Source organism: Phaeovulum veldkampii DSM 11550, assembly GCF_003034995.1.
Classification (GTDB): Bacteria; Pseudomonadota; Alphaproteobacteria; order Rhodobacterales; family Rhodobacteraceae; genus Phaeovulum; species Phaeovulum veldkampii.
Genome location: NZ_PZKF01000004.1, coordinates 32,341 through 55,335, shown reverse-complemented (window position 1 = coordinate 55,335; position 22,995 = coordinate 32,341). Strand labels below are relative to the sequence as shown.

At 67.5% G+C, this 22,995-nt stretch carries 21 protein-coding genes, 1 tRNA gene and 1 pseudogene; 12 read left to right on the top strand and 11 right to left on the bottom strand.

Going from position 1 to position 22,995, the window contains the following annotated elements:
- Positions 1-3: 3 nt before the first annotated feature.
- Positions 4-1,839 (top strand): DNA mismatch repair endonuclease MutL, encoded by a 1,836-nt coding sequence (gene mutL, locus C5F46_RS02640; protein ID WP_107323811.1) that lies wholly within the window; start codon positions 4-6, stop codon positions 1,837-1,839.
- The gene (locus C5F46_RS02635; protein ID WP_107323810.1) at positions 1,836-3,002 is read left to right on the top strand and encodes a DNA recombination protein RmuC; all 1,167 of its coding nucleotides are present in this window, start codon (positions 1,836-1,838) and stop codon (positions 3,000-3,002) included. Before mutL ends, C5F46_RS02635 begins: the two co-directional genes overlap by 4 nt.
- A 47-nt stretch (positions 3,003-3,049) precedes the next feature.
- Here C5F46_RS02635 and C5F46_RS02630 read toward each other — a convergent pair whose 3' ends face one another.
- Positions 3,050-3,697, bottom strand: a complete 648-nt coding sequence (locus tag C5F46_RS02630; protein WP_107323809.1) for a ChrR family anti-sigma-E factor — start codon at positions 3,695-3,697, stop codon at positions 3,050-3,052.
- Between the two features lie 7 nt (positions 3,698-3,704).
- The gene (locus C5F46_RS02625; protein WP_235820069.1) at positions 3,705-4,211 is read right to left on the bottom strand and encodes a sigma-70 family RNA polymerase sigma factor; all 507 of its coding nucleotides are present in this window, start codon (positions 4,209-4,211) and stop codon (positions 3,705-3,707) included.
- Positions 4,212-4,481: 270 nt separating this feature from the next.
- Between C5F46_RS02625 and C5F46_RS02620 the strand changes: the two genes are divergently transcribed.
- From C5F46_RS02620 to C5F46_RS02595, 6 genes are read left to right on the top strand one after another with little or no spacing between them, the layout of a single operon-like run.
- On the top strand, positions 4,482-5,771 hold the full coding sequence (locus C5F46_RS02620; RefSeq protein WP_107323807.1) for an NAD(P)/FAD-dependent oxidoreductase: 1,290 nt from the start codon (positions 4,482-4,484) through the stop codon (positions 5,769-5,771).
- The gene (locus tag C5F46_RS02615) at positions 5,768-6,514 is read left to right on the top strand and encodes a DUF1365 domain-containing protein (protein WP_107323806.1); all 747 of its coding nucleotides are present in this window, start codon (positions 5,768-5,770) and stop codon (positions 6,512-6,514) included. Before C5F46_RS02620 ends, C5F46_RS02615 begins: the two co-directional genes overlap by 4 nt.
- A complete protein-coding gene (locus C5F46_RS02610) occupies positions 6,511-7,770 on the top strand; it encodes an MFS transporter (protein ID WP_235820061.1) in 1,260 nt (419 codons plus the stop codon). The genes C5F46_RS02615 and C5F46_RS02610 overlap by 4 nt, the downstream gene beginning before the upstream one ends.
- Before the next feature lie 3 nt (positions 7,771-7,773).
- Complete coding sequence (locus tag C5F46_RS02605; RefSeq protein WP_107323805.1) at positions 7,774-8,334, top strand: DUF3833 domain-containing protein; 561 nt, start codon at positions 7,774-7,776, stop codon at positions 8,332-8,334.
- Positions 8,331-9,059, top strand: a complete 729-nt coding sequence (locus C5F46_RS02600; RefSeq protein WP_107323804.1) for an SDR family NAD(P)-dependent oxidoreductase — start codon at positions 8,331-8,333, stop codon at positions 9,057-9,059. The genes C5F46_RS02605 and C5F46_RS02600 overlap by 4 nt, the downstream gene beginning before the upstream one ends.
- A 53-nt stretch (positions 9,060-9,112) precedes the next feature.
- Positions 9,113-9,490, top strand: coding sequence for a DUF3775 domain-containing protein (locus C5F46_RS02595; RefSeq protein WP_107323803.1), 378 nt, complete (start codon positions 9,113-9,115; stop codon positions 9,488-9,490).
- A 32-nt stretch (positions 9,491-9,522) separates the two neighbouring features.
- Here C5F46_RS02595 and C5F46_RS02590 read toward each other — a convergent pair whose 3' ends face one another.
- The 4 genes from C5F46_RS02590 to C5F46_RS02575 all read right to left on the bottom strand — a co-directional run bounded on the left by C5F46_RS02590 (position 9,523) and on the right by C5F46_RS02575 (position 12,171).
- Positions 9,523-10,665 (bottom strand): saccharopine dehydrogenase C-terminal domain-containing protein, encoded by a 1,143-nt coding sequence (locus C5F46_RS02590; protein WP_107323802.1) that lies wholly within the window; start codon positions 10,663-10,665, stop codon positions 9,523-9,525.
- 10 nt (positions 10,666-10,675) lie between these two features.
- Positions 10,676-11,725, bottom strand: coding sequence for a saccharopine dehydrogenase (locus C5F46_RS02585; protein WP_107323801.1), 1,050 nt, complete (start codon positions 11,723-11,725; stop codon positions 10,676-10,678).
- A gap of 169 nt (positions 11,726-11,894) precedes the next feature.
- Positions 11,895-12,020 carry a type B 50S ribosomal protein L36 gene (gene ykgO / locus C5F46_RS02580; RefSeq protein ID WP_038074920.1) on the bottom strand — a complete coding sequence of 42 codons (126 nt, stop codon included), beginning with the start codon at positions 12,018-12,020 and terminating at the stop codon, positions 11,895-11,897.
- A 76-nt stretch (positions 12,021-12,096) separates the two neighbouring features.
- Positions 12,097-12,171 (bottom strand) — tRNA-Val (locus C5F46_RS02575).
- Between the two features lie 148 nt (positions 12,172-12,319).
- Here C5F46_RS02575 and C5F46_RS02570 point away from each other — a divergent pair.
- Positions 12,320-13,189, top strand: coding sequence for an N-formylglutamate amidohydrolase (locus C5F46_RS02570; protein WP_107323800.1), 870 nt, complete (start codon positions 12,320-12,322; stop codon positions 13,187-13,189).
- A 1-nt stretch (position 13,190) separates the two neighbouring features.
- Here C5F46_RS02570 and C5F46_RS02565 read toward each other — a convergent pair whose 3' ends face one another.
- Positions 13,191-14,444 carry a DNA polymerase IV gene (locus C5F46_RS02565; RefSeq protein ID WP_107323799.1) on the bottom strand — a complete coding sequence of 418 codons (1,254 nt, stop codon included), beginning with the start codon at positions 14,442-14,444 and terminating at the stop codon, positions 13,191-13,193.
- A 180-nt stretch (positions 14,445-14,624) separates the two neighbouring features.
- Between C5F46_RS02565 and C5F46_RS02560 the strand changes: the two genes are divergently transcribed.
- Both C5F46_RS02560 and C5F46_RS02555 read left to right on the top strand, forming a co-directional pair.
- The gene (locus C5F46_RS02560; RefSeq protein WP_107323884.1) at positions 14,625-15,521 is read left to right on the top strand and encodes an SPFH domain-containing protein; all 897 of its coding nucleotides are present in this window, start codon (positions 14,625-14,627) and stop codon (positions 15,519-15,521) included.
- Positions 15,518-15,790, top strand: a complete 273-nt coding sequence (locus tag C5F46_RS02555; protein WP_107323798.1) for an NfeD family protein — start codon at positions 15,518-15,520, stop codon at positions 15,788-15,790. Before C5F46_RS02560 ends, C5F46_RS02555 begins: the two co-directional genes overlap by 4 nt.
- Here C5F46_RS02555 and pyrF read toward each other — a convergent pair.
- Entirely contained in the window at positions 15,787-16,488 is a 702-nt protein-coding gene (gene pyrF / locus C5F46_RS02550; RefSeq protein ID WP_107323797.1) for an orotidine-5'-phosphate decarboxylase, read from the bottom strand. The genes C5F46_RS02555 and pyrF overlap by 4 nt on opposite strands.
- A 184-nt stretch (positions 16,489-16,672) precedes the next feature.
- On the opposite strand from pyrF, the pseudogene clpB reads away from it, so the two are divergent.
- Positions 16,673-19,289 (top strand): annotated as a pseudogene (gene clpB / locus C5F46_RS02545) (ATP-dependent chaperone ClpB).
- A 31-nt stretch (positions 19,290-19,320) separates the two neighbouring features.
- On the opposite strand, the gene C5F46_RS02540 reads toward clpB, so the two are convergent.
- From C5F46_RS02540 to cobD, 3 genes are all read right to left on the bottom strand, one after another.
- Positions 19,321-21,333: an oxidoreductase gene (locus C5F46_RS02540; protein ID WP_107323796.1), complete on the bottom strand. Its 2,013-nt coding sequence runs from the start codon at positions 21,331-21,333 to the stop codon at positions 19,321-19,323.
- Positions 21,334-21,403: 70 nt separating this feature from the next.
- A complete protein-coding gene (gene bluB / locus C5F46_RS02535) occupies positions 21,404-22,027 on the bottom strand; it encodes a 5,6-dimethylbenzimidazole synthase (protein WP_107323795.1) in 624 nt (207 codons plus the stop codon).
- A 2-nt stretch (positions 22,028-22,029) separates the two neighbouring features.
- The gene (gene cobD / locus C5F46_RS02530; protein ID WP_107323794.1) at positions 22,030-22,989 is read right to left on the bottom strand and encodes a threonine-phosphate decarboxylase CobD; all 960 of its coding nucleotides are present in this window, start codon (positions 22,987-22,989) and stop codon (positions 22,030-22,032) included.
- Positions 22,990-22,995: the final 6 nt, after the last annotated feature.

The window sequence follows — 22,995 nt, the reverse complement described above, 5'->3', positions numbered from 1 at the left end:
GGGATGAACGCACCAATACCCAAGATAGGCGCACCCCGCCCCGTCATCCGGCAACTGGATGAAGCCGCCGCAAACCGCATCGCGGCCGGTGAGGTTGTCGAGCGCCCGGCCTCTGCGGTCAAGGAACTGGTGGAAAATGCGCTCGATGCCGGGGCGGGCCGGATCGATGTGACCTTTGCAGAGGGCGGCAAGCTGTTGATCCGGGTGGCTGATGATGGCTGCGGCATGACCGCCGACGATCTGCCCCTGGCGCTGTCGCGACACGCCACATCCAAGATCGACGGATCTGACCTGCTGAACATCCACAGCTTTGGTTTTCGCGGCGAGGCCCTGCCCAGCCTTGGCGCGGTGGGGCGGCTGACCATCACCTCGCGCGCCGAGGGGCACGAGGCTGCGCAGGTCAGTGTTTCGGGCGGGCGTATCGCACCGGTGAAACCCGCCGCGCTGAACCGGGGCACCGTGGTCGAATTGCGCGACCTGTTCGTGGCCACCCCGGCGCGGCTGAAATTCCTGCGCACCGACCGGGCCGAGGCGCAGGCCATTGCCGATGCGGTGAAACGGCTGGCGATGGCCGAGCCTTATGTCAGCTTTACCCTGCGCGATGCCTCGGGCGGGGCCGAACGCGAGGTTTTCCGCGCCGATGCCGAACAGGGCGATCTGTTCGGCGCGCTGGCCGGTCGGCTGGCGCGCGTGCTAGGGCGCGATTTTGCCGACAACGCCATGGTGATCGACGCCGAACGCGAGGGGCTGCGGCTGACGGGCTACGCCGCCCTGCCCACCTATTCGCGCGGCGCGGCGGTGGAACAGTTCCTGTTCGTCAACGGTCGGCCAGTGCGCGACAAGCTGCTGACCGGGGCGCTGCGCGCAGCCTATATGGATGTTTTGTCCCGCGACCGGCACCCGGCGGCGGTGCTGTATCTGACCTGCGACCCCGAGCGGGTGGACGTGAACGTCCATCCCGCCAAGGCCGAGGTGCGGTTCCGCGACCCTGGCCTTGCCCGCGGGCTGATCGTGACCGCGCTGCGCCATGCGCTGGCGGGGGCGGGGCACCGCGCATCTTCCACCGTGGCAGGTGAAACGCTGGGGGCGATGCGGCCCGAACCCGGCCCCGCGCCGCGGGTCTATCAGATGGACAGGCCCGGTGCGGGCGCGATCCGCGCGGGCTTTGCCACGCAGGCGCCGATGACAGAATTTGCCGAGGCGCCAATTCCTTACGCGCCCATGGCCCGAGCCGAGGCCGAGCCTGCCGACGACACCGCGCACCCGTTGGGCGCCGCCCGCGCGCAACTGCACGAAAACTGGATCATCGCGCAAACCGCCGACGGGATCGTGATCGTCGATCAGCACGCCGCGCATGAACGGCTGGTCTATGAACGGCTCAAGCGTCAGATGGCCGAGGCCGGCGTGGCCGCGCAGGCGCTGCTGATCCCTGAAATCGTGGAACTGTCAGCGCAGGATGCGGCCCGGCTGCTGGAGTTTGCCCCCGATCTGGCGCGGCTGGGGCTGACGATCGAGCCCTTTGGCGGCGCGGCCATTGCCGTGCGCGAAACCCCCGCAATTCTGGGCCGGATCAACGCCGCGGCGCTGGTGCGCGACATTCTCGATGAGCTGGCCGATCTGGGCGACAGCCAGCGGCTTCAGGCCAGGATCGAGGCGGTGCTGAGCCGGATGGCCTGCCACGGCTCGGTCCGCTCGGGGCGGCAGATGCGCGCCGAGGAAATGAACGCGCTGCTGCGCGAGATGGAGGCAACGCCCCTGTCGGGCCAATGCAACCACGGGCGGCCCACTTATGTCGAACTCAAGCTGGCCGATATCGAGCGGCTGTTCGGGCGGCGATGATCACCGTTCTGGGGCAAGGCTACCCCTACGACCATCCGCTGGTGATCGCCGGGGCGGTGGTGGCGGCGCTGGTCTTGCTGCTGTTTGTGCTGATCATGCTGATCTTGCGCGCCTCGGGGCGGGCGGCGCGGATGGCCGAGCCGGTGCTGATGCAGATGTCGGCGCTGGGTCAACGGGTGCAGGCGCTGTCGGATGGCCAGCAGCAGTTGGCGGGCGGGCTGCACCATGTGTCCGAGGCGCAGGCCACCTCGCAGGCGCGGGTGTTGACGCTGATGGAACAGCGTCTGGCCGAGGTCAGCCGCGGTATGACCGAAAGCCTGCACGGCACCGCCACCCGCACCGCGCGATCGCTGGGCGAGTTGCAGCAGCGGCTGGAAACCATCGACCGCGCGCAGGCCAATATCGAAAAGCTGTCGGGCAATGTGCTGAGCTTGCAGGACATCCTGTCGAACAAACAGACCCGCGGCGCGTTCGGCGAAATTCAGTTGCACGACATCGTGCTGAAGGCGCTGCCGTCAGACGCCTATACGATGCAGGCCACGCTGTCGAACGGGCGGCGGGCGGATTGCCTGATCCACTTGCCCAACCCGCCCGGCCCCATCGTGATCGATTCAAAATTCCCGCTGGAGGCTTATGAGGCGCTGCGCCGAGCCGAACATCAGGCGGCCCTGATCGAGGCGCAGCGGATGATGCGGATTTCCGTGCGCAGCCATATCAGGGCAATTTCCGAGAAATACATTCTGGAGGGCGAAACCGCCGACGGGGCGCTGATGTTCCTGCCGTCCGAGGCCGTCTATGCCGAACTGCACGCCAATTTTCCCGAACTGGTGCGCGAAGGCTTTGCCGCCAAGGTCTGGATCGTGTCACCCACCACCTGCATGGCGACGCTGAACACGATGCGCGCCGTGCTGAAAGATGCGCGGATGCGCGAACAGGCGGGCGCGATCCGCAAGGAACTGGCCGCGCTTTACGCCGATGTAGACCGTCTGGGCGCGCGGGTCGAAAACCTTGACCGCCACTTTGGGCAGGCAGCGAAGGATATCGAAGAGATCAAGATATCAGCCGACCGCGCCGGGCGCCGGGCGCGCAGGCTCGACAATTTCGATTTCGAGGAACTGGCACCCGAACCGGAAGCCGCGCGGGTGGTGCAGATCACGCCCTGACGGCCCGCCTGCCGCGCCGGGGGGTGCACATTCATGCGCAGCACCCGTCAAATCCGAAAGAACGGCTGCGCAAGCCGCGGCATGATCCCGCGGAATTTCAACAGCGCATCGGTGGCGGCCAGACAGATGCAATCCTGCCCGGCTTCGGCCACCGGGGTATGTTCCAGTTCTTCGTCGGCCACTTCGACATCGCCGGGGCCGAAACGGCCCTCGTCATCGCGGAAGGCGCCTTGCAAAACCAACGTCAGTTCGCGCCCGCGGTGGCCATGGTCGGGCACCGCGGCACCGGCGGGAATATACAGCAGCCGCACCTTGGCGCTGCCATCGGTCGGCAGCACCGCCTGCCGCACGCCAAGGCCCAGCGGGCGCCAGCGTACCGCCGCCAGATCGCCGCCGACATAGTCCTGCAACGGCGCGGGAAACAGGCCGTGTCGTGGCCGCGCCGCGGGGCGCGGGGCGGGTGACAGGCCGGCGATGCGGGCCATCGTGGCCTCGAAGGCACGATCCTCCAACGCCACCGCTTCGGCACGTTCCAGCACCGACCCGCCCAGCGCCTCATAGGCTGCCAGCCGGGCGCGGCAGTCATCGCACAGCGACACATGGGTCGCCACCACCAGCGCAAACCCTTCGGGCAGGGTGCCGGTGGCATAGTCCATCAGAAGGTCATCGGTCAGGTGGTGGGTGATTTCGGTCATCTTCGGCTCATCTCAGTTCGTGGCGCAGCCGGTCAAGTGCCAGCCGGATGCGGGATTTGATCGTGCCAAGTGGCAGGCCGGTTTCAACGGCCAGCTCGGAATGGGTCAGATCGCCCCAATAGGCACGTTCCACCAACTCGCGCTGCTTGGGCGGCAGTTGCGCCAAGGCCTCGGTCAGGCGGTTCGATTCCTGCGCCAGCACCAGGGCATCGGCCTGATCGGGCTCCGGCTCGGGGCCCCAGGGCAGGTCTTCGGGCTCGGGGCGGCGGGCACGGCGGATCGCGTCGATCCGTCGGTTGCGCGCGATGGTAAACACCCATGTCGCAACGCTTGCCCGCGTCGGGTCATACAGATGCGCCTTGTGCCACAGCGTCGCCATCACCTCCTGGGCGTGATCTTCGGCCTGCGCGGCGCTGGCGCCACCCTTCATCAGAAACGCCTTTACCCGCGGCGCAAAATGCCGAAATAGCGCCGCGAAGGCCGCCTTGTCTTGCCGGTCGCGCAGCGCCAGCATTGCATCGGTCCAGTCGGTGTCTTGCACGCTGTCTCTTGCCTCTTTGCCCGCCACCACGACGGGCGCCCAAATGGCAGCTCGTCGAGGCGCAGCATAAGGCTCCGCCGAGGCGGGTGCATCTGCAATGTGAAGGGGCAAGTTCAGGCTCAACATGTCGTTACTACGCGGGGCGCGACCGATCGGATCACTGCGCCCTGCATCTTGTGCTGAGTGATCCGCCCTGCCCCGCCCCGCGTAGCCCTGTAAACCAATCCCGAGGAACCCGACCCAATGGCATTTGACAAACCGCATTCCCCCCCCCGCCGCATCGCCGTGATCGGCGCCGGTATTTCCGGCATGGCCGCAGCCCATCTGCTGGCGCGCGACAATGCCGTGACGCTGATCGAAGCCGAGTCGCGGCTGGGCGGCCATGCCCGCACCATCCTGGCCGGCAAGCGTGGCGATCAGCCGGTGGATACCGGCTTTATCGTGTTCAACAAGGTGAACTACCCCAACCTGTGCCGCCTGTTCGATGACCTGGACGTGCCCGTCACCGAAAGCGACATGAGCTTTGGCGCCTCGATCAACGGCGGCCAACTGGAATACGGGTTCAAGAACCTCACCTCGGTTTTCGCGCAAAAGCGGCGCGCGCTGGACCCCCGCATGTGGGGCATGATCCGCGACATTCTGAAATTCAACCGCGAGGGGCTGGCGGCCGCATCTGAGCCGGGCATGACCATCGGTCAGCTTCTGGCGAAACTGGGCACCGGCGCGTGGTTCCGCGATTATTACATCCTGCCGCTGTCGGGCGCGATCTGGTCCACGCCGACACAGGGCATTCTGGATTTTCCGGCGCTGGCGATGATGCGGTTTTTCGAAAACCACGCGCTGCTGACCACGAACGGGCACCATCAGTGGTATACCGTGCGGGGCGGATCGGTTGAATATGTCCGGCGGCTGGAGGCGAGCCTGCGCACGCGCAACGTCGATATCCGGCTGGGCGCGTCGGTGGCGGGCATTCGCCGCGATGCGCAGGGCGCCGAGGTGCGGCTGACGGGCGGCGGCTGGGAACGGTTTGACGAGGTGATCCTTGCCACCCATTCCGACGATGCGCTGGCACTGTTGTCGGACCCCACGCCCGAGGAAACCGCCGCGCTGTCGCGCATCCGCTATCAGCCCAACGAAATGGTGCTTCATGCCGACGCCAGCGTGATGCCGCGGCGCAAGGCCGCCTGGGCAAGCTGGGTCTATACCGAAGAGGCAGGCCCCCGCCCCGACCGGATCGACCTGACCTACTGGATGAACTCGTTGCAACCGATCCCGCAGGAGGATCTGCTGCTGGTCACGCTGAACACCCGCCGCAGCCTGCGCGAGGAACTGATCTACGATCAGGCCACCTTCCGACACCCGGTCTATGATCTGGCGGCGCTGGAAGGTCAGGCGATGGTGCGCGGCATGAATGGGCGCAACGCCACATGGTTCTGCGGCGCCTGGATGCGCAACGGTTTTCACGAAGACGGCTTTGCCAGCGCGGTCGATGTGGCGCAGGCGATCACCGCGCGCGACCGGGTGGGCGCATGAGCCGAGTCGATCATATCCGCGGCCATACCTTCCACGGCCGCCGCGGCGCGGTGGACAATGCGTTCCGCTATGCGGTTGATTATGTGATATTCGACCCCGAAACCCCACCCGAGGGGCTGCGGCTGTTCCGCCGCAACCGGCGCGGGCTGATGGCGGTGCAGGACCGTGACCACGGCGGGCCGGTGGGCCAGGGCCGTGGTGCCGCCTTTGTGCGCGAGGCGCTGGCGGCCGAAAGCATTGCCATCCCAGGCTTGCGGCTGGAACTGCTGACCCAACCGCGGATTTTGGGCCACGCCTTCAACCCTGTGTCGTTCTGGTTTGCCCGCGACGCGGCAGGCGATCTGCGCGCGGCACTGGCCGAGGTGAACAACACCTTTGGCGACCGGCACTATTACCTTTGCACCCTGCCCGATCTGGCGCCGATCACCCGCTCTGACACGATTTCGGCGCGCAAGGTGTTCCATGTCTCGCCGTTTCAGGGGGTCGAAGGGGGCTATACCTTCCGCTTCGACATCACCGAAGAAAAGGTCGGTGTCTGGATCGACTATCGCGCCGGTGAAAACGGGCTATACGCCACGCTGACCGGGCATCGCGCGCCGTTGACCGACCGGGCGCTGCTGGGCGCGGTGGCACGGGGCTGGCGGGTGCTTGCGCTGATCCACTGGCAGGCGTTCAAGCTGTTTCTGAAAGGCGCGCCCTACAAGGCGCGCGTCGCCCCTCCCAGTCAGGAGGTGACGCGGTGACGACCAGCGCCGCCATTTTACCAAGCACGGGGCCAAGCACGGGGCTTGCGCCTTGGGGCCTGTTCGCGGCGCTTTTGGCGGCGGCGGGGCTGCCGATCTATCTGCACGCGCCCAAGGTCTATGCCGAAACCTATGGCATCGGGCTGGGCGCGCTCGGGGCGGTGCTGTTTGCGCTGCGCCTTGTCGATCTGGTGCAAGACCCGGCGCTTGGCTGGCTGTCGGCGCGATTGTCGGCCCGCGCGCGCAGTCTGGCGGTGGCGGGGGCGGTAACGATGATGGTTGCCGCCATGCTGGGCCTGTTTGCCGTGACACCGCCGATTGCGCCCCTGTGGTGGTTTGCGCTGATGCTGACCGCGCTGTTCACCGCGTGGAGTTTCCTCTCGATCACCTTTTATGGCGCGGGCGTGGCGCGGGCGGGCAGCCTTGGGCCAACCGGGCACCTGCGGCTGGCGGGCTGGCGCGAGGGTGGCGCGCTGCTGGGACTGTGTCTGGCCGCGCTGGCGCCCACGGTTCTGGCACCGCTGACCGCATCGCCCTATGCGGGCTTTGCGCTGGGCTTTGCCGTGCTGGGGCTGGTCGCCGTTCTGGCGATGGGCGCGCAATGGCGCGCAGCGCCGGTGCGCGGGCCGGGGCTGCGGGCGGTGCTGGCGGATGCCCCGGCGCGCTGGCTGCTGACGCTGGCGGTAGTGAACTCGGCCCCACTGGCCGTCAGCTCGACCCTGTTTCTGTTCTTTGTCGAAAGTCGGCTGGCAGCGCCGGGCTGGGAAGGCCCGCTGCTGATCCTGTTCTTTCTGGCCGCCGCCGGGGCTGCGCCGATCTGGGCGCGCATCGCCGCGCGGATCGGCGAACGCCGCGCGCTGCTGGCGGGCATGGTGCTGTCGATTGCGGCCTTTGCCTGGGCGCTGACGCTTGGCCCCGGCGACACCGCAGCCTTTGCCGCGATCTGCCTTGCCACCGGCGCGGCGCTGGGGGCCGACATGGTCATTCTGCCCGCGATATTCGCGCGGCGCCTGGCCACAATCGCGCCCGGTGGCGCCGAGGGCTTTGGCCTTTGGGCCTTTGCCTCCAAGGCGACGCTGGCGCTTGCCGCGGTGGCGCTGTTGCCGCTGCTGGAACGCGCGGGCTTTACCCCCGGCGCGGCGACCCAGCCTGCGGTGGCGCTGACCTTGTTGGGGCTGCTGTATGCAGGCGCCCCGCTGATCCTGAAAACCCTGGCTGCCGCGCTGTTGCTGGCGGCCCCTCTTCCGCGGGAGTAACCGATGGACCCCATCTTTGCCATCCTTCTGGGCGTTGCCCTGACCCTTGCCACCCTCTGGCTGATCAAGGCCCGCTGGAGCTTTGCCGCCCAGCGCCCCGAAGATTACGCCGCTGCCACTCCGGCCTTTGACATCCGGGCCGAACTGAACGGCCCGATCCTGTGCGAGGGCATCATCTACGGCCCCACCGGCCGCGTCGCCTCGCGCTTTGTGGCCGACATGCGGGCGGAATGGCAGGGCAACACCGGCCGGATGACCGAAAATTTCGTCTATGACAGCGGCTCCACCCAGGCGCGGGAATGGACCTTCACGGTTTCGGACGATGGCGCGATCCGGGCCGAGGCGCCCGATCTGGTGGGCATGGGCCGCGGCCGCCAGCAGGGCAGCGCGGTGAGCCTGAGCTACCGCATCCGTCTGACGCCCGAGGCGGGCGGGCATGAGCTGGACGTGACCGACTGGATGTATCTGGCCCCCAACGGCACCATCGTGAACCGCAGCCAGTTCCGCAAATTCGGCATCAAGGTGGCCGAACTGGTGGCGACAATGCGCCGGGTGCCGGCATGAACTGGCAGGGCAAACGCTATTGGCTGGTGGGCGCCAGCGAGGGGCTGGGGCGCGCGCTGGCGCATCAGATCAGCCGCGCCGGGGCCGAGGTGATCGTGTCGGCCCGCAACGCCGACCGGCTGGCGGCGCTGGTGGCCGAACTGCCGGGGCCTGCGCGCGCGGTCGCGGTGGATGTAGCCAGCACCGACAGCGTGCGCGCCGCCGCCGCCGAGGTGGGCGAAATCGACGGCGTGGTCTGGCTGGCCGGGGTTTACTGGCCGATGCGCGCGCAGGACTGGGACGCGGACAAGGTCGAACAGATGATCGACATCAACCTGACCGGCGCCGCGCGCGTTCTGGGGCAGGTGGTGCCCGGCATGGTGGCGCGGGGCCGGGGCCATGTGGTGCTGACCGGATCATTGGCCGGGTTTCGCGGCCTGCCCGGCGCGATCGGCTATGGCGCGTCAAAGGCAGGTGTCATGGCGCTGGCCGAATCGATGCGGGCAGATCTGGGGCGCAGCGGGGTTCTGGTGCAACTGGCCAACCCCGGTTTCATCCGCACCCGGCTGACTGACATGAACGATTTTCAGATGCCCTTCCTGATGGAACCCGACGAGGCAGCGCGGCACATGTTTGCGCAGATGAACCGCATCAGCTTTGCCGCCAACTTCCCCCGCGTTTTTGCGGCGATGTTCCGGCTGGGCCAGTTCCTGCCCGACTGGATGTATTACCGGCTGTTCCGCTAGGCCTTGCACGGGCGTGCCGTTGCGCCGACACTGGCCCGGAACCGGAGGACCACATGCTTCAGATCAGCCCCGCCAAGATCGCCCATATCATCGTGCTGGCCCGCGAGGCCGAGGCCGACCTTGACGCCTTTGGCACCGGCGGCGGCAGCGATGCGCGCGGCAATTCGGTGGCTGGCGAATTGCGCGCCTTCATCGCCGGGCTGAACGAAGACGAACAGGCCAGCCTTGTGGCGGTGATGTGGGTGGGCCGCGAAACCTTTGGCCCGGATGAGTTGGACGAGGCGCTGGAAACCGCCCGCGCCGAAGCCTCGGCCCCCACCGAAGATTACCTGTCGGGGATGCCGATGCTGGCCGACTATCTGGAAGACGGGCTGGATGCGCTGGGAATTTCGGTCGAAGAGGCGGAAGACGAGGTGCTGCGGCTGACCTGAGCCGGGCGCGGGCCCCCGGATCAGGCCCCGGATCAGGCGCAGTGATCGGCCTTGGCCATGTATTGCGCCTGGCCTGCCACCTTCTCCAGCCAGCGCGCCAGCAGCCGCGCATCATGCGGCGCGGCGTGAACGCCCGCCGGAATTTCGCGCATCAGGACCGCCTGCACCGCCAGCGACACCGGCACCGACACCAGCCGCCCCATCGCCGAGCCGCGCGCATCGCCCCAGGCATCCAGCGCCCAGGTCTTGTGCCAGACCGTGACGCCCTCGGCCTCGGCCTTCAGCGACACAAACAGCACTACCCGGTCAGGCTCGCCCTCGGCATAGGCATTGTCGCGCCAGAACTGATCTGCCATCTCGCGCAACCGCGCCTCGCCTGCGGGGCCGTCCAGCCGCTCGATCTCGGCAAAAACCGGCGCCCAGGCCTCGGCCCAGCCATTCAGCCGGATCGTGCCGCGCACGAAATCCTTGAGCCGCCAGGTCGGGTCAAAGCGGTATTGCTGCACGAAAGGCAGCGAATCGCGGTTGGGGTAGACCTCGAAGCTTTCGGGCACCGGCAGCGGCGCATCATAGCGGGTGATCGCATCCCACGGCCGGGCCACCCGCAGTTCCGAAAAATGCCGGATCGAGCACGAGGGCGACCTCAGCGCCTTGAGCACGCCCAGAGGCGACCACGAGAATTTGTAGCGGAAGGCGTTGGAAACCTTGGGCACCCCACCGCAGTAAGAGGTGAACGAAAGCACGTTGCCCGGCTGACAGGCCGGGCTGCGACGATAATCCTCGACCAGATCATGCGCCATCAGATGGTCGATGCCGGGATCAAGCCCCACCTCGTTGACCAGCGCCACCCCGGCCATGCGCGCATCTGGGTCAAGCGCCGCCATTTCAGGCGCGATATAAGATGACGAGACGAAATGCGCGGCATGGTCGATGCACATCCGCGCAAGCGCGACATGCTGATCGGCGGGCAGCATCGACACCACCACATCGCCCGGCGCCAGCGCCGGCGCCAAAGCCTCGGGCGCATAGGGGCGGATGTCGGTGGCGATGTCGCCGACCGCCGCCTGCGCCTTTTCGACCGTCCGGTTCCAGACCGTGACCGGCAGGCCCGCCGAAATCAGGCGGCGCAGCCCCGGCACCGACGACAGACCCGTTCCGCACCAGTGAATCGTCATGTGTGCTCCGTCAAAGTTGTGCCATGTGGCGGTCAAACTCGGCCTTCGCGCGGCCCCAGACGCCGGCCCCCGGATCGCCCAGCGCCAGCAGCGCGGGCAAAAGCTGGGCGGCGTAATCCTCGCTTGATTCGCGCGGCAGAAGCGAGGGCAGGTTGTCGATCGCGGTCACATCCAGCGGCGGCGCCTCGGCCACCCGCAGCGCGGGGGCGGCCCAGTCGGTCGCGCGGTCATAGACCTTGATCGGGGAAAAATCCGAGGTCGGATCACAGGCGATGTCGCCGATCACGCGCAGCGCGCGCGGGGCAACACGGGCCGAGGCGGGCACGAACACCGGGCAGCCGGGGCGCGCGAGGATGCAGTTCAGAAAGATGTCATGCGCCAGCACCTCGGGGAAGGGGCCACCATGAGCGGTTTCGGCCATGTCCCAGCGGGTTACGGGCACGCCCATCGCGGCGCACAGATCGACCGCGCCAGTGCCGACCCGGCCCAGCGCCCCGATCACGATGGCCCGCGGGCGCGCCCCCTGCCCCAGATCGGCGGCCAGATCGGCCAGCAGCGCAGCCCTGCCGGGGTATTTGGCCACCGGCCCGGCAAGGCCGCCCCGCGCCTGTGCGGCCCAGCATTTCAGCGCCACCGCCGCACCCGCATAGCCCGCCCAATAGCCAAAGGCCGCAACCCGGCGCCCGGCCTCGTCCACCAGATATTCCAGATCATAGAGCGTGCCGCCCCCCGCCCGGAACCGGCGCAACAGCACCTGACCCGCGGGCTGGCCCTTGAAGGCATGGCCGAACATGATGTGGCGGTGCGGCAAGGCCGTGCCGTCTTCGGGCAGTTCCTTGAGGCCAAAGATGATGGCGTCGCGCGGCGCCTCGGGCCAAGTGTTTTCGGGGGCGATCGTGCAGCCGGCGTCGCGGTAGCCCGCAATCGCGATCTCGCGCACGGAGCTTTCCTCGACGGTGACCCGCAGCCCCGCCGCGATCAGCGCCGCCGCGCCTTCGGGTGTCAGCCCGACGCGTTCCTCGTTCGGCCGCTGTTCGGCCCTTACCCAAAGATGTGTCATGTCTGTCCTGCCGCTGCGCCGCCCGCCGGGCGGCGAGGGGTATCGAATCAGATCGCGCGGGCAAGGGCCAGAGGCTTGTGCGATCTGTTCAAGAACGAGGACGGCGGATCGCAACGAAAAAGGCCGCCCGGTTTCCCGTGGCGGCCCTATTCTGTGCGGCTCTGGCGCCTCAGCCCTGACGGGCCTTGAAACGCTTTTGCGTCTTGTTGATCACATAGACGCGGCCCTTGCGGCGCACGACCTGGCAATCGCGATGACGCTGCTTGAGCGAGCGGAGCGAGTTACGGACCTTCATCGGCCTTCTCCCATTCGCGGCGCGCGTGCGCCTTCAAAACAACGATGCCCCCGCTTGGCCACGGGGGCGGTGAAAATGGTGGGCGGTACTGGGATCGAACCAGTGGCCACTACGATGTCAACGTAGTGCTCTACCGCTGAGCTAACCGCCCACGCCCGAATGACCCCGCCCGTTTCAACCCAAGGAACGCGGGCGGAACCGCGTCGGTCTGCGGGTCTATAAAAGGTAACGGACGACCTTTCAAGGGCTTTTGGCCGACAAATAATTCGCCCTATACTGCCCCATTCAAAGGAGCCGCGATGCCTCAGCCGCCCGTCGAAACCCCGGCCTACCTGCTTAGCCTGCCGTCAGTGCGGCGTTCGGGTGTGGTGTTTTCCTCACCGCACAGCGGCTGCGACTATGGAGCCGACTTTCTGGCCCGCACCGTGCTGGATGGGCGGCTGGTGCGTTCCTCTGAGGATGCCTTTGTCGACAGGTTGCTGACCGCTGTCCCGCGCGAGGGGGCGGTGCTGATCGCCGCGCGGGCGCCGCGGGCCTATGTCGATCTGAACCGCGGCCCTGATGAGTTGGACCCCGCGCTGATCGAAGGGGTGCGCGCGCAGGGCCTGAACCCGCGCGTCACCGCGGGGCTGGGGGTGATTCCCCGCGTCGTGGCTGGGGGGCGGGCGATCTATTCGGGCAAACTGACGCGCGCCGAGGCCGAGGCCCGGATTGCCCGCTACTGGCGCCCCTACCACGCCCGGCTGGCCGCTCTGTTGGCCGAATCGCGCGCGCGGTTCGGCCGTGCGGTGCTGATCGACGTGCATTCGATGCCGCGCGAGGCGATCGAATCGCTGGGCCACCGCCGCCCCGAAATCGTGCTGGGCGACCGCTTTGGCGCCGCCGCCGGGGCGGGCGTGGTGGCCGCGGTCGAGGCCGCCTTCGAAGCCGAAGGGCTGCGGGTCGGCCGCAATGCCCCCTTTGCCGGCGCCTACATCGCACAGGCCTATGGCAAACCCGCGCAGGGAAGCCATGTGGTGCAGGTGGAAATCGACCGCTCGCTCTACATGAACGAGACCACGATCAGCCCGCGCGCCGATTTTGCGGCCTTCTGCGCGCTGATGGGCCGCGTCGTGGCTCGCATCGCCGCCATCGACCGCGACGAGGACGTGCCGCTCGCCGCCGAATAGGTCAGGTCAGCGACCGCCCCCTGGTGATCGCGCCGGGGCCAAAGCGGGCGCGGATCGCATCGCTGGCGCGTTCGGCCCGTGCCCGCGCTGCGGCACCGGGATCAAGCAGATCCCCCGCCGGGTCACTGGCGGGTGCGGGCCCAAGATCGGACAGTCCGATCCCGATCAGCCGGAATGGCCCCGGCTCGGCCAGCCCCGCCAGCAGCGCGCACCCTTCGCGGAACAGCGTATCGGCCAGCTGGGTCGGCTCGTGCAGGGCATGGCGCCGGGTCAGCGCGGTGAAATCGGCCCGCCGCAGCTTGAGCGTGACCACACGGCCCGCCAGCGCCTTGGCCTTGGCCCGGTCCGACACCTTTTCACACAGCCGCCACAGATGCGTTTCCAGCGTGGCACGATCGGCGATGTCGGCGACAAAGGTGGTTTCATGCGACACCGATTTCATCGGTTGTTCGGCGGTGACGCGGCGCGTGTCCTGGCCATGCGCCAGATCCCAGATCCGCGCGCCGGTGGCCCCGAACCGGCGGATCAGGTCGGCCGGGTCACGGCGACGGATATCAGCCAGGGTGCGAATGCCCGCAGCCTCCAGCGCCGCCTGGGTGGCGGTGCCAACGCCCCAGAGCATCCGCACCGGCTTGTCACGCAGGAAGGCCTCGGTCTCGGCCCGGCCGATCACCGAAAAGCCCCGCGGCTTGTCGAGATCGGAGGCGATTTTCGCCAGAAACTTGTTATGCGACAACCCGACCGAGGCGGTGACACCCACCTTCACCTCGATCGCGCGCGCAAGGCGCGCCATCAGCACTGCGGGCGGTGCACCGTGCAGCCGTTCGGTGCCGGTCAGATCAAGAAACGCCTCGTCCAGTGACAACGGCTCGACCAGCGGCGTCAGTTGCGCCATCAGCGCCCGGATCGTGGCCGAAACGGCGACATAATGCGGCAGGCGCGGCGCGATCACCACCGCATCGGGGCACAGCTTGAGCGCCTGAAACATCGGCATCGCCGAGCGCACACCCGATACCCGCGCGACATAGCAGCAGGTCGCCACCACCCCGCGCGCGCCACCGCCCACGATCACCGGACGGTCGGCCAGTGCGGGGGTGTCACGCTTTTCAACACTGGCATAGAAGGCGTCACAATCCAGATGCGCGATCTGCAACTCGAACAGTTCGGGATGCGCAAGCACACGGGGGCTACCGCAGGCCGGGCAGCGCGGCGCGGGCGGGATCGGGGCGAGGCAGTCGCGGCAAAGGGCGGGCATTGGCTATGCTTGCGGAAAGCCGGGGTTTGCGGAAAGCCGGGGGCGCTGCCCCCGGACCCCCGGGATATTTTTACCAAGATGAAAGCATAGCGTGATTTGATGGCCGAGGGAAACGCGGAGGCGAGCTTGCCCTTGGGCCGGGGCTGGCGCATCTTTGACGGGGTTTTCAGCGGGGGCGGCATGGACAGCGATCTGGCGGGCCAGGTGATTTCGGGGAGCAATGCGGTGTCGATCGCAATTGCGCTGTTCCTTATTCTGGCGATCTTTCTGGGGGTGCGGATCGTTCCGCAGTCTGAAAAGCATGTGGTGGAACGATTTGGCCGGTTGCGCGCGGTGCTGGGGCCGGGGATCAACTTCATCGTGCCGTTTCTGGACCGGGTGGCGCATCGCATTTCAGTGCTGGAGCGGCAGTTGCCGACCGCGCAGCAGGATGCCATCACCACCGACAACGTGCTGGTAAAGGTAGAAACCTCGGTGTTTTACCGAATCACCGAACCGGAAAAGACCGTCTACCGTATCCGCGATGTGGATGCCGCCATCGCCACCACCGTGGCCGGGATCGTGCGGTCGGAAATCGGCAAGATGGAGTTGGACGAGGTGCAGTCGAACCGCGCCGACCTGATCGCAAAGATCCGCGAACAGGTGCGGGCGATGGTTGACGACTGGGGCATCGAGGTGACACGAGCCGAAATTCTGGATGTGAATCTGGATGAGGCGACGCGGGCGGCGATGTTGCAGCAATTGAACGCCGAGCGCGCGCGCCGCGCACAGGTGACAGAGGCGGAAGGGCGCAAGCGCGCGGTGGAGCTGGCTGCCGATGGCGACCTTTATGCCGCTGAGCAGGAGGCCAAGGCGCGCCGCGTTCTGGCTGATGCCGAGGCCTATGCAACCGGCGTGATCGCAGCCGCGATCAAGGAAAGCGGGCTGGAGGCGGCGCAGTATCAAGTGGCGCTGAAACAGGTCGAAGCGCTGGAGGCCGTGGGCAAGGGCGAGGGCAAGCAGGTCGTGCTGTTGCCCGCGGCGGCATTGGATGCCTTTGGCGATGCGTTCAAGCTGTTGAAAGGCAAGGCGCAATGATCTGGCAGCAGGCTTGGGTCTGGGTCGTGGCGGGGGTGGCGCTGGCCGGGGCCGAGATGATCGCGCCGGGGTTTTACCTTCTGGGGCTGGCGGCGGGCGCGCTGATCGTGGCGGGGCTGCTGTGGCTGGGTCTGCTGGGCGGATCGCTTGCGCCGATGTTGCTGGTGGCGGCCGTGGGCGCGTTGGCCACCTGGGCCCTGCTGCGCCGCCTGGTGGGCGTGCGCAAGGGCCAGATCCGGCTGTGGGACCGCGACATCAACGAGGATTAAAGGCCCGCCAGTTCGGCCAGAATCGCCTGCGCCGCGGCGCGCGGGTTTTCGGCCCGCCAGACGGGGCGGCCCACCACTATATGATCGGCGCCAGCGGCAATCGCTGCGGCGGGCGTTTCCACGCGCTTCTGATCGCCAAGGGCTGCGCCTGCGGGGCGCACGCCGGGGGTGACGATCAGCTTGCCCGCAGCTTCGGGCAGGGCACGGATCGCCGCCGCCTCTTGCGGGCTGGCGATCACACCATCGGCCCCGGCCTCAAAGGCGCGGGCGGCGCGTTCCACCACCAGATCGGGGATCGCACCGGCGCGGATCAGGCTTGCATCGAGATCGGCGCGGTCGAGCGAGGTGAGAATGGTCACCGCCAGAATCCGCGTGGCGCTGCCCGCGGCCCCCTGCATCGCGGCGCGCACCACATGCGGATCGCCATGCACGGTCAGGAAATCAAGGTCGTAGCGCGCAAGGCCGCGCACCGCCGCCTCGACCGTGGCACCGATGTCAAACAGTTTCATGTCCAGAAAGATGCGCTTGCCCTGTTCAGCCTTCAGCTCGTTGGCCAGCGCAAGACCGCCGCCAGTCAGCATGCCCAGCCCGATCTTGTAAAAGCTGACAGCATCGCCGATTTGCCCCGCCAGCTCCAGCCCGGCCAGCGCATTGGGCACATCGAGGGCAACGATCAGGCGGTCATCGGGCGTGGTCATGGAAGCCTCCGGTCAGGGTTGGCCCGTCATGGGCCGGAGGGACGCGCGCGTCAAGCGGGGCTTGCGCAAATTCGCGGCGGCCCCTTGAAGCGGGGCACGGCCACCTCCACATTTTTGGCAAGACCCGGAACGGGCCGTGCCATGACGGGCGGCCAAGGCCGGGGGCTTTGAAGGAGGATAGCCGATGAACATGGAAAAGTTCACGGAGCGCTCGCGCGGCTTTTTGCAGGCGGCCCAGACCATCGCGATGCGCGAGGGACATCAGCGCGTTCTGCCCGAGCATCTGTTGAAAGCCCTGATGGATGACGATCAGGGGCTGTCGGCCAACCTGATCCGCCGCGCCGCGGGGGGAGCCCGCGCGCGTCTTGGAATCTGTCAATGCGGCAGTGGACAAGCAGCCCAAGATTTCGGGTGGCGACGGGCAGGTTTACGTCGACCCCTCCATCGTGCGCGTGCTGGACGAGGCCGAGAAGCTGGCCAAGAAGGCGGGCGACAGTTTCGTGCCGGTCGAACGCATCCTGATGGCGCTGGCGATGGTGAACACCCGCGCCAAGGATGCGCTGGACGCGGGCGCAGTGACCGCGCAAAAGCTGAACACCGCCATCAACGACATCCGCAAGGGCCGCACCGCCGACAGCGCCAGCGCCGAGCAAGGCTATGATGCGCTGAAGAAATATGCCCGCGACCTGACCGAGGCCGCCGAGGACGGCAAGATCGACCCGATCATTGGTCGCGACGAGGAAATTCGTCGCACCATGCAGGTGTTGAGCCGCCGCACCAAGAATAACCCGGTGCTGATCGGCGAGCCCGGCGTGGGCAAGACCGCCATCGCCGAAGGTCTGGCGCTGCGGATCGTGTCGGGCGATGTGCCGGAAAGCCTGCGCAACAAGCGGCTGCTGGCGCTGGACATGGGTGCGCTGATCGCCGGGGCGAAATACCGCGGCGAGTTTGAGGAACGGCTGAAGGCGATCCTGTCGGAGATAACCGCGGCGGCGGGCGAGATCATCCTGTTCATCGACGAAATGCACACGCTGGTCGGCGCGGGCAAATCCGATGGCGCGATGGATGCCGCGAACCTGATCAAACCCGCGTTGGCGCGGGGCGAGTTGCACTGCATCGGCGCCACCACGCTGGATGAATACCGCAAATATGTGGAAAAGGACGCAGCCCTTGCCCGCCGGTTCCAGCCGGTGCAGGTAGACGAACCCACGGTCGAGGATACAATTTCCATCCTGCGCGGGATCAAGGAGAAATACGAGCTGCACCACGGGGTGCGCATTTCCGACAGTGCGCTGGTGGCGGCGGCGACGCTGAGCCATCGCTACATCACCGACCGTTTCCTGCCCGACAAGGCCATCGACCTGATGGACGAGGCCGCCAGCCGCCTGCGGATGGAGGTGGACAGCAAACCTGAAGAACTGGACCAGTTGGACCGAAGCATCCTGCAATTGCAGATCGAGGCCGAGGCGCTGAAGAAGGAAGACGATGCGGCCAGCCGCGACCGGCTGGAAACGCTGGAAAAGGAACTGGCAGACTTGCTGGAACGCTCGTCCGGGATGACCGCAAAATGGCAGGCCGAGCGCGACAAGCTGGATACCTCGCGCGGGCTGAAAGAGCAGCTTGACCGCGCGCGCGCTGAACTGGAGCAGGCCAAGCGCGAGGGCAACTTTGCCAAGGCCGGCGAGTTGCAATATGGCCGCATCCCCGATCTGGAGCGGCAACTGGCCGAGGCGGATTCGGGCGCGGACGGGCTGATGGTCGAAGAGGCCGTGCGCCCTGAGCAGATCGCCGAGGTCGTCGAACGCTGGACCGGCATTCCGACCTCGAAAATGCTGGAGGGCGAGCGCGAAAAACTGCTGAGGATGGAGGAAGAGCTTGGGCGTCGCGTGATCGGCCAGAAACAGGCGGTAACTGCCGTGGCCAATGCCGTGCGCCGCGCGCGGGCCGGGCTGAACGACGAAAACCGCCCGCTGGGGTCGTTCCTGTTTCTTGGGCCGACGGGTGTGGGCAAGACCGAACTGACCAAGGCGGTGGCCGAATATCTGTTTGACGATGACACCGCTATGGTGCGCATCGACATGTCGGAGTTCATGGAGAAACACTCTGTCGCCCGGCTGATCGGCGCGCCTCCGGGCTATGTGGGCTATGACGAAGGCGGTGTGCTGACCGAAGCCGTCCGTCGCCGCCCCTATCAGGTTGTGCTGTTCGACGAGGTGGAAAAGGCACATCCCGATGTGTTCAACGTGCTTTTGCAGGTGCTGGACGATGGCGTTCTGACCGATGGTCAGGGCCGCACGGTGGACTTCAAGCAGACGCTGATCGTGCTGACCTCGAACCTGGGTAGCCAAGCCCTGAGCCTGCTGCCCGAGGGAACCGACAGCGGCGCGGCGCGGACCGAGGTGATGGAGGCGGTGCGAATGCATTTCCGCCCCGAATTCCTGAACCGTCTGGACGAGACGATCATCTTTGACCGGCTCACGCGTGACAACATGGACGGGATCGTCACGATTCAGTTGAAGCGGCTGGAAAAACGGCTGGCCGCGCGCAAGGTCACGCTTGATCTGGACGAGGCGGCGCGCAAATGGCTGGCCGATGAGGGCTATGATCCGGTCTTCGGCGCGCGACCGCTGAAACGGGTGATCCAGCGCCATCTGCAAGACCCGCTCGCCGAGTTGCTGCTGTCGGGCGCGGTCAAGGATGGCGAGACGGTGATCGTCACGGCGGGGCCTGCCGGGCTGAGCGTGGGCGGGCATCCGCCCCGAGCAACAATCGACAAGCCCGCCGGTGCGGCGCTGCACTAAGACCGGAACGGGGGGCGAAAGCCCCCCCTTTTCACAGCGTCAGCGCCAGTCGGTAGGCCTGATCTATGGCGCGTTTGGCATCCAGTTCGGCCGCCACATCGGCGCCGCCGATCAGATAACAGGGTCGCGTCAGCGCGGCGGCAAGGCTGCGCTCGGGCATCTGGCCTGCGCAGAGCACCACCGTATCGGCTGCGATCAGGCGGGGGTTTTCCCGGTCGGGACCAGAGGACACCCAGATCCCCTCGGGTGTGATGCGGTCGTAATTCACCCCGCCCAGCATCTGCACCCCGCGCGCGGCCAGTTGCGCGCGGTGAATCCAGCCCGTCGTCTTGCCCAAGCCACGGCCCGGCTTTTCGGGTTTGCGCTGCATCAGCGTGACGGCCCGCGCGGCGGGCGCAGGCGCAGGCGCGGTCAGCCCGCCCGGTTCGTCGGCCGGGTCGCCCACACCCCATTCGCGCCGCCAGTCCTGGGGGTGGAGCGTAGCCGAAGGCCCGGATTGGGTCAGATACTCGGCCACGTCAAAGGCGATGCCCCCCGCACCGACGATGGCGACGCGCGGCCCCGCCGTGATGGCGCCGGTCAGCACCTCGACATAGCTGGCGACCCGCGCGCCGGGATCGGCCGGAATGCACGGGTCGCGCGGGCTGACGCCGGTGGCCAGGATCACCTCGTCAAAGCCCGCCAGCACCTCGGGCGTGGCGCGGCTGTTCAGCCGCAGATCGACCCCAGACCGGTCGATCATGGTGGCGAACCAGCCGATCAGGCTTGCGAATTCCTCTTTGCCCGGTATGCGCGCGGCAAGGGTCAACTGCCCGCCGATCTGCCCCGCCGCTTCGAACAGGGTAACCGAATGGCCCCGCCCCGCGGCGGTGATGGCCGCCGTCAGGCCCGCAGGCCCCGCCCCCACCACAGCAATGCGCCGGGGCACCGCGGCGGGAACAGGCACCAGTTCGGTTTCCTGCCCTGCGCGCGGGTTCACAAGACAGGTGGCCAGCTTGCCGCCAAAGGTATGGTCAAGACAGGCCTGATTGCAGGCGATGCAGGGCGCGATTTCGGCGGCGCGGCCGGTGGCTGCCTTGGCAACAAAATCGGGGTCGGCCAGAAACGGCCGCGCCATCGACACCATGTCGGCCTGCCCCGCGGCCAGCACCGCCTCGGCCAGGTCGGGCGTGTTGATCCGGTTCGAGGCGATCACCGGCACACGGACGGCGGCGCGCAGCCGTGCGGTCAGCCAGGTGAAGGCCGCGCGCGGCACCGAGGTGGCAATGGTGGGCACCCGCGCCTCGTGCCAGCCGATACCGGTATTCAGGATCGTGGTTCCCGCCGCCTCCAGCGCGCGGGCCAACGTGACCACCTCGTCCCAGGTGGAGCCATCGGGCACCAGGTCGATCAGCGAAATCCGGGTAATGACGATGAAATCCGGCCCCACTGCCTTGCGCACGCGGGCCACCACCTCCAGCGGCAGGCGCATCCGGTTTTCGTAGACCCCGCCCCAGCGGTCGGTGCGGCGGTTGGTGTGGCGCACCAGAAACTGGTTCAGCAGATAGCCCTCCGAGGCCATGATCTCGACCCCGTCATAGCCCGCCTCACGCGCGCGGACGGCGGCGGTCACAATGTCGGCGATCTGCTTTTCGATCCCCGCCTCGGTCAGCTCCTGCGGTGCAAAGGGCGAGATCGGCGAACGGATCGGCGAGGGTGCCACGCAGTCGGGGCCGTAGGCATAGCGCCCTGCATGCAAAATCTGCATGGCGATGCGCCCGCCCGCGTCATGCACCCGGTCGGTGACACTCCGGTGGTTGGCGATATCCTGCACGGTGAACAGGCCTGCGGCACCGTGAAACACCCCGCCCTCGTGGTTCGGCGCCATGCCGCCCGTGACCATCAGCCCAACGCCGCCGCGCGCGCGGGTGGCATAGAACTCGGCCACGCGGTTCCAGTCGCCGGTTTCCTCCAGCCCGGTGTGCATGGAGCCCATCAGCACGCGGTTCTTCAGCGTGACATGGCCCAGATATAGCGGCGCAAGCAGTGTGGGGTAGTCGGTCATTGTGTCCCTCCCTGGCGCGACCAGCCAAGCGCAGGCGCAACCGCCTGTCACGCCCGACGCTGCGTCAGGGCTATTGGACCTGCCACAGCGTCGGAGTGTTTTCTTGCCAGCCGCTGCGATGCAGCAGCGGCGTATCATCGGTAAACTCGGGCGTGCCGAGGCAGAGATAGGCCGAAAACTCCCAATCCGCAGGCACGTCGAAAATCCGCTCCATCGCGCGCGGATCGACGATTGAAACCATACCCAGCCCAAGGTTTTCGGCCCGCGCCGCCAGCCACAGCGTATGCACCGCCATCGCGGTTGATTGGCGCAGCGTTTCGGGCATGGTCTGACGACCAAGGCCCGCGCCCTCGGCGGGGTCGATCACGGTGAATACGGCAAGCTGTTCGGGTGCCTGGTCGATGCCCGCCAGTTTCAACCCCTGATAGGCGGTCTGGCGCGCGGGGTCATAGCGCGCCCCGGCGGCGGCGCGGCAGCGTTCGAACTCGGCCGCGACCTGATCGCGCAAGGGCTGGGTTTTCACCCGCAGCACCCGCCACGGCCGCGCATTGCCGACCGAGGGTGCCATTTCCATCGCCGCGCGCAGCCGCTCCATCACCGGCTCAGCGATCGGATCGGGGCGAAAATGGCGCACATCGCGGCGCCAGCGCAGCACTTCGGCCAAGGAGGCTGCCTGATCGGGGGTAAAATCCATCGTCAACTCCTGAAGACAGTTTCGAGGCGCGCCCATTCAACTGGGCGGCCCGGCAGGCCCAGCCGCAGCCAGCGCGGCGAGGCGGGAAAGATGCGCGACCAGATCGCGGCGCGGGCAAGCCGCGCCTGCGCCGCGGGGGCGTCGGGGGTGTCATAAAGCCGGAACAGTTCGGTGCCCCCCACGGTGTTCCAGCCCACGGCGATGGCCAGCGCATCAAGGCGGGCGACATCGGCCCGCAGCCGGGCGATGCTGGCGGCGGCCCAGTTGGCATCAGCCAGCGCGGCCTGGCCGATCTGGATTGCGGCGCCCGAAACGGGCCAAGGGCCGGCCATCTGCGCCAGATCGGCAATTTCCTCGGGATGCCCCAGAACAAATCCCAGTCGCAGCCCGGCCAACCCGTAGAACTTGCCAAACGACCGCAGCACGAACAGCCCCCGCTGCCCGGCCTGCGGCGCAACCGACAGATCGGCGCGCGCGTCGGCGAAGCTTTCATCCACGACCAGCCGCCCGACCTGCGCCGCCAGCGCCAGCAGCGCGGCGGGCGCGTGGGTCTGGCCATCGGGGTTGTTGGGGTTCACCACCACCGCCAGATCGGCGCCAGCCAGATCGGCCAGCCTGCCCACCTCGTCAACCTGCCAGCCCGCGGCGCGCAGGCTGGCGGCATGTTCGTTGTAAGTGGGCGCCAGCACCCGTGCCCGCCCCGCAGGCCCCAGCCGGGGGATCATCTGGATCGCCGCCTGCGCGCCCGCAACGGGCAGGATCATGGCGGACGTCGCATAGGCCCGCGCTGCGGCGGCGGTCAACCCGACCAGCGCCGCCGCGGTGGGCAGCGCCGTCCAAGCCTCGGCCGTCAGCACGGGGATGGGATAGGGCACGCGGTTGATGCCGGTGGACAGGTCTATCCAGTCTGCGCCGCCGAACCGGGCCTTTGCCGCGTCGATATTGCCGCCGTGATCGCGCATCTCGCT